Raw genomic sequence first — 12,091 nt, 5'->3', positions numbered from 1 at the left:
GCATGGCACTCTTAGACCTGCGTATTGGACAGACAAAGGTTCGGGCGAGGAGCGGGCACAGTGCAACGCTGGCGTGGCTTGGAGGACATCCCCGAGGACTGGGGACGCAGCGTCGTCACCATCGGCTCCTACGACGGGGTGCACCGCGGACACCAGCTGATCATCGGCCGGGCGGTGGAGCGGGCGCGCGAGCTCGGCGTGCCGTCGGTGGTGGTCACCTTCGATCCGCACCCCAGCGAGGTCGTACGGCCGGGCAGCCACCCGCCCCTGCTGGCCCCGCACCACCGGCGCGCGGAGCTGATGGCGGAGCTGGGCGTGGACGCGCTGCTGATCCTGCCCTTCACCACCGAGTTCTCGAAGCTGTCGCCCGCCGAGTTCGTCGTCAAGGTGCTGGTCGACAAGTTGCACGCGCGGCTCGTCGTCGAAGGGCCCAACTTCCGGTTCGGACACAAGGCGGCGGGCAACGTCGAGTTCCTCATCGAGCTCGGCTCCACCTATGACTACGAGGTCGAGGTCATCGACCTGTTCGTGAGCGGCGAGGCGGGCGGCGGTCAGCCGTTCTCCTCGACCCTGACCCGGCGGCTGGTCGCCGAGGGCGATGTCGCGGGCGCGATGGAGATCCTCGGGCGGCCGCACCGCGTCGAGGGCGTCGTCGTGCGCGGCGCGCAGCGCGGCCGCGAACTGGGCTACCCGACCGCCAATGTGGAGACGCTGCCGCACACCGCGATCCCGGCCGACGGCGTCTACGCCGGATGGCTGACCGCGGACGGCGAGACGATGCCCGCGGCGATCTCGGTCGGCACGAACGTGCAGTTCGATGCCACGGAGCGGACGGTCGAGGCGTACGCCATCGACCGCGTCGACCTCGATCTGTACGGGCTGCACGTGGCCGTCGACTTCCTCGCCTACCTGCGGGGGATGGAGAAGTTCGACTCCATCGACACGCTTCTGGAGCGCATGGCGGGCGACGTGAAGCGGGCCCGGCAGCTGGTCGAGGCGGAGGACGAGGACGAGCGGTAGGCCGCTCAGAGCAGACGCAACTGGGCGGGGGCCGCGCACTCGATGCGCGGCCCCCGCCTGTTTCGTTCCCTGTGAACTGCTACTGCTACTGCTGCTGCGGCGGTGCCGGGGGCGGCGGGTAGCCGTAGCCGGGCTGCGGCTGCTGCTGCGACGGCTGGGGCTGCTGAGGCGACTGCTCGGGCTGGGGCTGCTGTTCCGGCTGTCCCTGCTGGCCCGGCTGCGCGCCAGGGTAGGCCGGGGGCTGCTGCGGCTGCTGTGCCTGCTGCTGCGGCCAGCCCGGCATCTGCGCCTGGCCCGGCTGCGGCTGGTACGGGGGCTGCGCCTGAGGCTGCTGCTGCCAGCCGGGCGGTACGGGGCCGGGCCGGCCCTGACCGGGTACGGGCGCGGGCCCGGCGGGCGCTGCCTGCTGCCAGCCTCCGGGCTGCCCCGGCTGCCCCGGCTGCTGGTACGGCTGGGGCTGCTGAGGCTGCTCGCCGTACGGGTTGCCATAGGGGTTGCCGCCGTACGGACCGCCGGGCGCACCCGGCGCCTGGCCGGGTGCCTGGCCCTGGCCGGGGAACTGCCCCGGGAACTGGCCGGGGTGCTGGCCCTGATCGGGGCCGGGCGCGTAACCGCCCTGCACGGGCGAACCCACGTGCCCCGGCGGGTTGTTGGCGTCCCCGGTCCACAGCCCTTGCTGCTGCTGGGCCCGTACGAAGTCCTCGGCGACCATGGCCGAGAGATTGAAGTACGACTCGCGCGTCTTCGGCCGCATCATGTCGAGATCGACCTCCGCGCCCGCCGCCAGGTGCTCGTCGAACGGCACGACGACGACACCGCGGCAGCGCGTCTCGAAGTGCGACACGATGTCATCGACCTTGATCATCTTGCCGGTCTCGCGGACCCCGGAGATCACCGTGATGCTGCGCGAGACGAGATCGGCGTAGCCGTGCGCGGAGAGCCAGTCCAAGGTGGTGCTGGCGCTGGACGCGCCGTCGACCGACGGCGTCGAGATGATGATCAACTGGTGCGCCAGGTCCAGGACCCCGCGCATCGCGCTGTAGAGCAGGCCGGTGCCCGAGTCGGTGAGGATGATCGGGTACTGCTTGCCCAGCACGTCGATCGCGCGCCGGTAGTCCTCGTCGTTGAAGGTCGTGGAGACCGCCGGGTCCACGTCGTTGGCGATGATCTCCAGTCCGGAGGGCGCCTGCGAGGTGAACCGGCGGATGTCCATATAGCTGTTCAGGTGCGGGATCGAGTGCACCAGGTCGCGGATGGTCGCGCCGGTCTCGCGGCGCACCCGGCGGCCGAGTGTGCCCGCGTCCGGGTTGGCGTCGATCGCGAGGATCTTGTCCTGGCGCTCGCTCGCCAGCGTCGAGCCCAGGGCGGTGGTGGTCGTCGTCTTGCCGACGCCGCCCTTGAGGCTGATGACGGCGATGCGGTAGCAGGAGAGGACCGGCGTACGGATCAGCTCCAGCTTGCGCTGCCGCTCGGCCTCCTCCTTCTTCGCCCCGAACTTGAACCGCGAAGCCGCGTTGCCGCCCTGCTTCTTGGGCTTCTGCTTGCCCCTGATCAGCCGGTCGGAGGAGAGCTCCACCGCCGCGGTGTACCCGAGCGGCGCCCCGTGCACGGAACGCTGCCGTTGCTCGGGGGTGACGGTCGGCCAGCCGCCGGCCCGCGGGTCGACGGGCGAACCCGGCTGCGCCCCCTCGTAGCCGGGCCCCGGCTGCGCCGGGTCGGCCGCTGGGGGCATGGCGCCGGGCTGTTGGGCGCCGGCCTGCGGCTGCGGGTAGCCGTAACCGCCGGGCGCGGCAGGGGCGTTGGCGGCGGCTGGGGGCTGCTGTGCCCCCGGCCCGGGGTAGCCGTAGCCGTCCTGGGGCACCGGAGCCGGGGCCTCTGGCGGCGCGGCCGGGGCGGGGGGCTGCTGGGGAGCGTACGGGCCGGGCTGGGGTGCGGCGGGAGCGCCGGGCGTGCCGTGGGCGGCGGGCGTGCCGGACTGGGGGAAGCCGTAGCCGCCCTGCGCCGCGGGCTGACCGGCTGCCGGGCCCGGATATCCGTAACCAGCTTGTGGGGCAGGGGAGTTGGGGCCAGAAGCCGCCGCCGGGGCGGAGCCGTCGGCGGGCGGGGGCGGCCAGGGGGAGCCCTGCTGTACGGGACCGGAGCCGGGAGCGCCCGTCGGCGCGTACGGCCCCGGCGCCGCCTGACCCGCCGCGCCCGGCTGCTGTTCCGGGGCGGGCTGCGCCCAGGGGGCCCCGCCGGTCGGAGCGGCGGCGGCCGGAGGGGCCGGCGGGGACTGAGGGGGCTGGGAGGACTGAGGGGGCTGAGGGGCTTGAGGGGCCGCGGGCTGGAAGTCCGGCGGCAGGGGCGGCAGCCCGCCGGGCGGAGCGGGCGGCGGGGCCCATGCCTGCGGGGGAGCGGGGGCGGCGGGGGTGTTCGCGTCCTCCGGGGCGGTCGGAGTGGGCGGAGGTGTTGGAGAGGTCGGAGAGGTCGGAGAGGTCGGTGTGGGGGCGTCCGAGGGCTCGGCGACCGGCTCCTCATGGCGCGGCGCCGCGGCCGAGAACTTCATCGTCCCCTCGCTGCGCACGTCACCCTCGTCGCGCTCTCCCTCCTCGTCGCCGTCGCTCTCCTTGACCGGGGTGGTGCCGGGGGAGGCGTCGGAGGGAGCGTCGGATGCGGCGGCGTTCAGCGGGGTGCGGTCGGCTGGTTCTCCGTCGCTGTCGCCCGTACGCTCCGCGGCCTCACGACGCAGGTCGGCGCTGGAGAACCGCATGGTGGAGCCGCCGAGCGGCACCCCGCCGCTACCGGCATCGTCATCACGATTGCTGCCGCTGCCGCTGGCAGTTCCACGGCCGCCGCCGTTGCCGCCGTCGGGTGCCTCTGCGTCCTGCCGGCCGCGGCTGGGGGAACTGTCGGAGTCGGCGGCGCTCCCGGAGCGTTCCGTATCCCCGGCGTTCTCCTCGTAAGCCCCGTTCCTTCCGTTCACCGCCGCCTGCAACTCGGCGAAGCTGGGCAGCTTCTTCTCCTCCGCCTCTGGCGCGGGCGCAGGAGGCGGAGGTGTGGACGCGGGCGGCGAGGCCGGCACGGGCGGTGCTGCGACCGGAGGCGTCGACGCGGAGTTCGCGGGAGCCTGCGGCGGCACGGGCGGCTGCGCCACAGGGGGCTGAGGGGCAGGCGGCTGAGGCGCGGGCGGCTGCTGAGCGGCCGGCGGCTCGGCGGCCGGCTGCGGCGTCCACGCGGGCTGGAACCCCCCGCCCGGCGGTGTCCCCGGACCCGGCAGCGGCATGCCGGACGGGGGCGGAGGCGTCGACGCCCCGCCCTGATCGCCCGACGCGTTCTGCGTGTACCAGGCAGGCGGCGTGTAGTCGATGGTGAACTCGCCCGTGTGCTCGTGCTCGGCGTCGGACCGATCCTCGCCGGCCGTCTTCCCGCCAGCGCGGCTCTCGTCCCGATCGCTGCTCACAATGCCTCCTGCTGGTGTGGTCTAGCGCCCTTGAATTTCTTGTCGGGGCCGACCGTTCCCGTCGTCCGACTGCCCGGGTTTCCCCCGTATGTGACGCAGAAGCCCTGCACTCGGACTCTCCTGCGCGTACGTACACCAAGACTAATCATCATCAGCGGTGCTATGGCAGGCCCGCCCCCGCCCTTACCGGTATCCGATGATTCACCTGCCCGCGTGCGGCCGTTCCAGTGCGACCCAGGGGGCGAGTAGTGGCAATTGGTGCACATCGGAGCGCGGAACCGCCGCTTCACTTCCGTAACTTGGCGGTATTCCTGCCCGATTCGGGTATTTCCGGTGGTTTGCGCCGCGCGCTGTCGGCGCACTCGGTCGTCCGGGCAGCAGGCGGCGCACACCCCTGACCGAATACGACCGGCCCGCCGCCCAGCCGACCGCCCCCATGCCACGTACCGCGACGGAGCCATGCACCACAGGGGAGCCGGCCACCACGGCGGAGCCGCCCACCCCCACCGAAGAGCAGCCCCTCGCCCCGAACCCTCACCCCGTACCCCCGTACCCCTGCCCCAGTACTCCGCGCTTTCGCCCCCCAATCGGGTGCGAGGACGGACCCCTCAGTCCATCCGGCGAGCCCCGCCCAGCAGCCCCGTCTCGGGATCGGTCGGCTGCGTCGCCACGTACACCCGCGAGCGGCGCGTGCACCAGAGCGTGACCCCGTCCTGAAGTGTGGACAGCGCCTCGACATCGGCCTGCGGCAAGGCCATGGCCCTGCCGATCTGACGCGCCTCGTCCGGCGAGACCCGCTGGATGCCGACCAGGCCCGCGCTCTCCATCAGCCGGGGCGCGACGGGGCTGAGATAGGGCAGCAGCGTCAGCACCGACTGCCAGGGCGCGGCGCTCACCCGGCCGCGCGGCGGCCGCATGCCGCAGTCGCGGACGATGAGCACCGGGCTGTGCACCGAGGGCCCCTGCGGCGGCACCCGTCCCACATCGTGCAGCGTGACGCACTGCTGGCCGCTGTTGGCCGCCTGCGCGAGCGCCGTCCACATCTGCTGGCGGCCCGTCTCCACCGTGACCCGGGCGCCCGTGCCGACCGTACGCAACGCGATCACCTGCGACGTCCACAGGCCGCCGATCAGCAGCACCTCGAAGGGCGTCGGCCGGCTCAGGCCCAGTACGGACGCCTGGCCGCGCGCGTCCTGCCCGATGACCACGCCGTCGTCGCCCACGGGCAGCGCCAGCGACTCGAACTGCTCCGGGGTCAATTCGTGCCGCTGGCGGCGCGGCCCGATCAGCCCGAACCCGAAGCGGGACGTCCGTATCCGCGGGGCGGGCGGCGCCGGCGCCGGGCTGAGCGCGTCGGTGCGCCCGGCGCCCGGGAAGCCCTGCGGGCCGCCGGCGGGCTGAGCGGCGGCCGGGGCGGTCATCGGCGTGGCCATCAGCGGGTACCTCCGAGGGGCAGTGTGGCGAGGACGCCGGGAACCTGTTCGCGATCCAGCCGTACGAGCCCGACCTTCACCCCGCGCGCGGTGCGCTCCATCTCCCGCCGCACGGCGACCAGTTCATCGGCGCTGCGGCCCGTGATCCGTACGTGGCCGGTCACCGTCGGGGCGTGCCGCCCGCTCTGCGTGCCGCCCCGCCCCAGGGTGAGGCTCAGCGTCGTGGACAGCGCGGGCAGCGAGGTCAGCAGCGCCGCCAGCTGCGGCAGCGGCGTCGCCGACGGCCCCAACTGCGGCCAGCGGCCGACCCAGTACGTGGTGTGCCACCGGTCGTCGCAGCGCCAGGTGCGCGAGCTCTCGACGGTCCGCCGCGTGGGCGCGTTCGTCCGCCCCGCCTGCGCCGTGGCCATCGGGTTCGCGCTCGCGGCGGTCGCTATCGCCGCCGTCAGCCCTTCCTCCGTGAGCACCGTCACCCCGAAACCGGCCCCCTGCAACCGGCTCGCCAGCTGATCGGCGGCTCGCAGCACACACCGTCGCGCGCCCTCCAGACCGCCGCCCCTGGCCTCCACGGCCTCCGGGCAGAGCTCGGGGTTGAGCTTCAGCGCGATCCAGGTCAGCCGCACCGCGGGGGCCCCGGTCTGCGCCTGCAACGGCACGTAGTTGCGGGCCGCCACCGCCTGCTCCGGCAGATGCGGCGCGGGCGCGGGCAGCGCGCTCTGCACGATCTGCACGGACTCCAGCCGGACGCCGTCCACCTCCATCGCGTCCCGCAGCAGCGCCAGCGGCAGGGGCCGCTGCGTGCGCTGCGGGCGCAGAGGGGAGTCCACGGCCTCGACCTGGAGGACCGCCGTCAGGAACGTCCCGTCCCCGACCATGCCGACCGACCGCCGCTCCCGGTCCGTGAAGGTGCTCGTCGCCAGCGCGGGCTCGCACTCCACGGCGGGCGCGAAGCTCGGGTCCGTACCCGCGTCGAGCGGCTGCGCCGCCTGCCGCTTCCGCCGGCGCAGCGCGAGCGCCGTCGCCAGCCACTCCGCGATCGGCCGGCGCCCGCGGCGTACGAGCGCGAGCAGCACCAGCACCACGGCCACCACCGAGGCCGGGATCAGCGCCATCTTGTCGATGGCCCAGCCCACGAGGACGACCGCGGCCGCCACCTCGATCAGCACGAGCTGCTGTAGCCGCAGCGGCCCCATGCTGCCGGGCCGCGAGGAGGTCCGCGGGACCACCGCGCCCGTGGAGGCGGCCGGCGCGGAGGCGGCCGGAGCGGTCGTCCGCGACGAGCCCCGGCGGCCCGGCCGCCGCCCCGGAGAGCCTCCCGCGCCCCCCGTGTTCCGCGAAGTCCGTACGCGCGTCCCGGCAGTCATCCCCGCCAATGCCCCCTCAATGTCCGAATCGCACCAGCCTGGAGCAGTCGCTGTCCGTATCGAGACGGTCCCCCGGCACCATGCGTCAATCGTCTACGGGCATAGTAGAGGGTCCGTATGACAGGGGGACCGAGGGCGGCGCCCGTCAACCGAGGCCGAACAACGGGGAGAAACGGCTAGACATGGCATCACGGCGGGACGAGCTCAATGCCTACACCTTTGCGAAGAAGCGGACAGTCGCCGCGTTTCTGCAACCCTCGCCCACCGGCACCGAGGAAGGAGCCCCACGCCCGCTGCGCACGGTCCTGCCGAGCGTCGTCGTGGGAGCGCTGATCCTCGCCGGTTTCGGCGCCTGGGGCATGTTCAAACCCACCGCCCCCAAGGGCTGGGACGACGTCGCGGCGCACGTGATCGTCGGCAGCGACTCGACGACCCGCTATGTCGTACTGAAGACGGACAAGAAGAAGCAGCTTCACCCCGTCCTCAACCTCGCCTCCGCCAAGCTCCTCCTCACCCCCGACAAGTCCAGTGTGATCAAGGTGAAGGAGTCCGAGCTCGACAGCGGAAAGATCTCCCGCGGTCCCACGCTCGGCATCCCGTACGCGCCGGACCGCATGCCCAGCGCCGACGAGGCGGGCAAGAAGAAGCAGTGGGCGGTCTGCGAGCAGCCCGGCGGCAACGGGAAGACCACCCAGAAGGCCGTCTTCCTCTTCGCCGACCGTGACCCCAAGGCGAAGCAGCTCAACTCCCACCGCCTGCACGGCAGCCAGGCCCTGTACGTGGAGGGCCAGGACCACGCCCGCTACCTGGTCGACCCGAGCGGCACCAAGTACCTCCTCGGCGGTCCCGACTGGAGGACTCTGTCGAACGCCGACTACAACCTGCTGCTCCGCTCGATCTTCCGGGACGGCACCCAGCCGCAGCACGTCACCAAGGACTGGCTGGCCACCTTCCACGACGGCGCGCCCATCACCTTCCCCGAGGTCCCCGGCCAGATCGGCGCCCCGGCCGGAGTGTCCACCCTCGACGCCAAGGCCAACCGCGTGGGGATGGTCCTGGAGGCGCCCACGGGCACCGGCACCCAGAAGTACGTCGTGCTCCAGGGCAAGGTCCAGCGCGTCTCCGACTTCGTCGCCAACCTGCTGCTCAGCAGCCGCGGCCTCAGCAAGTTGGGGCAGGCGGGCACGGCCGAGCGGGTGGGGGCCGCGGACTTCACGCCGGACACCGACGAGTACTACGGCCAGTACCACTGGCCCGCCGCGATCCCCGACAAGGCGAACTCCATCGACCCGGCCGCCGGCAACGGCGCCAAGAACACCGTGTGCAGCATCTTCAACGGAGTCGACGCCAAGGGCACCCCGCAGCTCGCCGCCTGGGCCGGCACCGACTACCCGGCCACCCTCCCCGACGGCGCCACCAGCGCGTACGTCACTCCGGGCGCCGGCATCCTCTACCGTCAGGTGACGGGGCGTCAGACCAAGAGCGGCTCGGTCTTCCTCGTCACCGACACCGGCCTGCGCTACGCCGTCCAGTCGAACAACGACAGCGGCACCGACAAGTCGAAGATCGGCAACGACGACGACGCCAAGAACGGCGGTCAGCAGGCGGGGGACGCGGGGGAAGCCGAGGAGGGCGGCGAGTCCGCGGCCCCCGAGCAGCCGGCGGCCAACCAGGCCCAGACCCGGCTCGGCTACCAGAACGTCAACCCGATCCCCGTACCCGCCAACTGGTCGGAGTTCCTGCCGACCGGGCCGCGGCTGGACACCAACAGCGCCAAGCAGCCGCAGGGCTCGTAGGGGATGGGCATGAGGACAGCCAACATGACGACGCCCGCCGCCCTCCTCGCGACAGCGGCGACTCTGACCGTGCTGACGGCGACCGGAACGGCTGCCGCCGCCGAGCCGGCCGGCGCACCCGCGCCCGCGTCCCGGCTCGACGGCAGCGGCCAGTGCACCTACCCCGCCAAGCAGATCAAGGGCACGCCCTGGTCGCTCCAGCGCGTCCTGCTGGACCAGCTCTGGAAGGACACCACGGGCAAGATCCTCACGGGCAAGGACAAGGGCAAGCCCGTGCGCGTCGCCGTCATCGACACCGGCGTGGACATCAAGAACCCGCAGCTGAAGGAGGCGGTCGACGCCAAGAGCGGCGCCGACCTGCTCCCCAAGCCGAAGGACAAGAACAAGGAGAGCCCGCCCGGCGGCGCCACGACCGACGTCGTCGGCCACGGCACCAAGGTCGCCGGCATCATCGCGGCCCGCAAGGCGCCCGGCACCGGCTTCGTCGGCATCGCCCCCGAGGCGACGATCATCCCGATCCGGCAGAACGACGAAAAGGGCACCGGAAACACCACCACCATGGCCACCGGCATCGAGAAGGCCGTGGCCGCGGGCGCCGACGTCATCAACATCTCCCAGGACACCGCCACCCCCCTCAAGGCCGACAGTGCCCTGGAACGCGCCGTCGAGAAGGCCATCGCCGCCAAGGTCGTCGTCGTGGCCTCGGCCGGCAACGACGGCCTCGACGGCAAGGTGAAGCAGACCTACCCGGCCGCCTACGAGGGCGTCCTCGCCGTCGGCGCCTCCGACCGCAACAACGAACGCGCCGCCTTCTCCCAGTCCGGCGACTTCGTCGGCGTAGCCGCCCCCGGCGTCGAAATGGTCTCCACCGTCCCCAAGGGCGGCCAGTGCGTCGACAACGGCACCAGCTTCTCCGCCCCGTACGTGGCCGGGGTCGCCGCCCTCATCCGCGCCAAGCACCACGACTGGACGCCCCGGCAGGTCGTCGCCCAGATCGAGCAGACCGCCGAACGCGCCGTCAACGCCCACGACCGCTACATCGGCTGGGGCGTGGTGGACCCCGTCCGCGCCCTCAACGAGGACTCCCACCCCATCGACCACGTCACCCTCAACCAGGGCCCCGCCCACAACGTCGAGGCCCCCCAACCCGCCGCCCTCGCCGTGGGCGAGACCCCCCAACAACGCGAGGAACGCCTGGCCACCTACGCCCTGGGCGGCACCGCCGTCATCGTCGCCGTCATCACCGGCGCCGCCATCATCACCCGCGACCGCAAACGCCGCCGCGGGGCTTGAGCCGGGATCGGGAGGGGACGCAGGAGATCGCTGACTCATGACACAGCCACCACCCGAGCCGCCTCGGGACGGCTCGCACCACCCGCCTCAGGACGGCTCGCACCGTCCGCCTCAGGACGGCTCGCACCGTCCGCCTCAGGACAGTCCGCACCGTCCGCCCCAGATCTGGGACACGCGCCTCGCCCCTCAGTCAGCCACCCAGCCTCAGCCCGCGCCATCGCCCGCACCGCCGCCCTCCTCTCCGCCTTCGCCTTCGCTCGCGTCCGAGCGGCCCCTGGCCGACCGCCCGACCGCGCCGGGCTTCGGCAGACCGCAGCTCTCCCCCTTCACGGCCTCGGCCCTGGCCGACGGCTCCGCGGGCGGCCTGCGCCGGAAGCGCCGTACGGGCATGGCGATCGCGCTCGCTCTGCTGCTCGTCGCCGGAGCGGTGACGGGCGGGCGGCTGCTGTGGGGCGGGAACGACGACGGGCCGGTCGCCCGTAAAACGAGTCGGCCGCACCGCGTCGACTCCCGGCTCGACTGGGTCGTTCCCGCACCGAAGGCGCCCCTCAGCCGCGCCGACACGGCGGCGGCGTGGTTCGCCCACGGCAATCTGATCCAGGCGGACAAGAACAACGTCGTCGCCTATGACATGGACGGCGGCGGCAAGCGTTGGAGCCTTCCGGTACCGGGAGACGTGTGCGGCACGTCGAGAGATTTCGACGGCGACACGGCGGTCGTTCTGTACGGCGCGGCCGGGCGCCTCGAATGCGACCAGATCATGGCCGTGAACCTCAAAGAAGGCACGAAGCGCTGGGCGCATCCATTGCCCGAGGACGGGACGTGGGATTCGTCCTCGATTTCCCTGAGCGACGGCGTCATCAACATGGCGAGCGTGGGGGCTTGGGCCAGTTACGCGGCGCAGGACGGGCACGAGGTGCACCGGACGAACCTCCTCGCGGAGGGCTGCGCGGATCGGGGCTCGGTGATCGACCGGACGATGCTCACGCATGTCGAGTGCAAGTCGACGGCGAATTTCCTGGTGCGGGTCGACCGCGCGTCGGGAAAGGAGCGGTGGATCTGGAAGGCCCCCGAGGGAACCGAGATCAAGAACGTCATCTCGACCGAGCCCGCCGCCGTCGTGCTCGCGCTGTCCGCGCGAGAGGGCTTCGGCGACATCGTGGTCCTGAACGACAAGGGCCGCATGGGGTCCAAGATTTCGCTCACCGCGGGCCCCTACGACCCGGACTGCGAATCGGTGCGGCTGAACAGCTGCCGCCGGATCGTCGTCGCGGACGGAATCCTGTACATCCCGACGAAGCCCACGAGCGGTCCGGGCGGTGCGCGCCGCAATGAGATCGCGGCCTTCGACCTGCGGTCGGGGAAGAAGCTGTGGAGCACCGACGTCGGCGGCGGCCGCGTGAACCGTCCCGTGGCCCTTCACGAAGGCCGACTTCTGGTCTATCAGGACGCGCTCCAGGACGAAGGCGGCAAGGTCGCCTCACTCGACCTGAAACAGGGCCGCGCGGAACCGTACATGCGGCTCCCGGCCGAAAGCGCCGACAAGGAACACCGGCTCGCCGGCCTCGGTTCGGTCTACTTCCGGGACGGCAAGCTGATCGTCACCGGAGAAACCACCGGAAGCGGCGAACCTTACGTGCTGGCTTTCCGATGAGGGCGTGTATGACGAGGTCCAACGGTACGAGCGAGAACGGACGGGAAAGCGACAGTGTCGGAACCACCACACTACGGAGCTCCGCCGGCGCC

At 72.4% G+C, this 12,091-nt stretch carries 7 protein-coding genes; 4 read left to right on the top strand and 3 right to left on the bottom strand.

Going from position 1 to position 12,091, the window contains the following annotated elements:
* Window positions 1–60 precede the first annotated feature (60 nt).
* Complete coding sequence (locus AB0I49_RS35460; RefSeq protein ID WP_363231332.1) at window positions 61–1,020, top strand: bifunctional riboflavin kinase/FAD synthetase; 960 nt, start codon at window positions 61–63, stop codon at window positions 1,018–1,020.
* 85 nt (window positions 1,021–1,105) lie between these two features.
* On the opposite strand, the gene AB0I49_RS35455 is transcribed toward AB0I49_RS35460, so the two are convergent.
* The 3 genes from AB0I49_RS35455 to eccE form a co-directional block, all read right to left on the bottom strand.
* Window positions 1,106–4,459 (bottom strand): SCO5717 family growth-regulating ATPase, encoded by a 3,354-nt coding sequence (locus AB0I49_RS35455; RefSeq protein WP_363231331.1) that lies wholly within the window; start codon window positions 4,457–4,459, stop codon window positions 1,106–1,108.
* 608 nt (window positions 4,460–5,067) lie between these two features.
* Window positions 5,068–5,892 carry a hypothetical protein gene (locus AB0I49_RS35450; RefSeq protein ID WP_363231330.1) on the bottom strand — a complete coding sequence of 275 codons (825 nt, stop codon included), beginning with the start codon at window positions 5,890–5,892 and terminating at the stop codon, window positions 5,068–5,070.
* Entirely contained in the window at window positions 5,892–7,085 is a 1,194-nt protein-coding gene (eccE, locus tag AB0I49_RS35445; RefSeq protein WP_363231347.1) for a type VII secretion protein EccE, read from the bottom strand. Before eccE ends, AB0I49_RS35450 begins: the two co-directional genes overlap by 1 nt.
* A 353-nt stretch (window positions 7,086–7,438) precedes the next feature.
* Between eccE and eccB the strand changes: the two genes are divergently transcribed.
* The 3 genes from eccB to AB0I49_RS35430 all read left to right on the top strand — a co-directional run bounded on the left by eccB (window position 7,439) and on the right by AB0I49_RS35430 (window position 11,999).
* On the top strand, window positions 7,439–9,052 hold the full coding sequence (eccB, locus tag AB0I49_RS35440; RefSeq protein ID WP_363231329.1) for a type VII secretion protein EccB: 1,614 nt from the start codon (window positions 7,439–7,441) through the stop codon (window positions 9,050–9,052).
* A gap of 9 nt (window positions 9,053–9,061) precedes the next feature.
* Window positions 9,062–10,345, top strand: coding sequence for a type VII secretion-associated serine protease mycosin (gene mycP, locus AB0I49_RS35435; protein ID WP_363231328.1), 1,284 nt, complete (start codon window positions 9,062–9,064; stop codon window positions 10,343–10,345).
* 388 nt (window positions 10,346–10,733) lie between these two features.
* On the top strand, window positions 10,734–11,999 hold the full coding sequence (locus AB0I49_RS35430) for a PQQ-binding-like beta-propeller repeat protein (RefSeq protein ID WP_363231327.1): 1,266 nt from the start codon (window positions 10,734–10,736) through the stop codon (window positions 11,997–11,999).
* The last annotated feature ends 92 nt before the right edge of the window (window positions 12,000–12,091 follow it).

Source organism: Streptomyces sp. NPDC050617, from assembly GCF_040654795.1.
Lineage (GTDB): Bacteria > Actinomycetota > Actinomycetes > Streptomycetales > Streptomycetaceae > Streptomyces.
The sequence above is the reverse complement of the archived record's forward strand: the minus strand, read 5'-3'. Positions and strand labels throughout refer to the sequence as shown.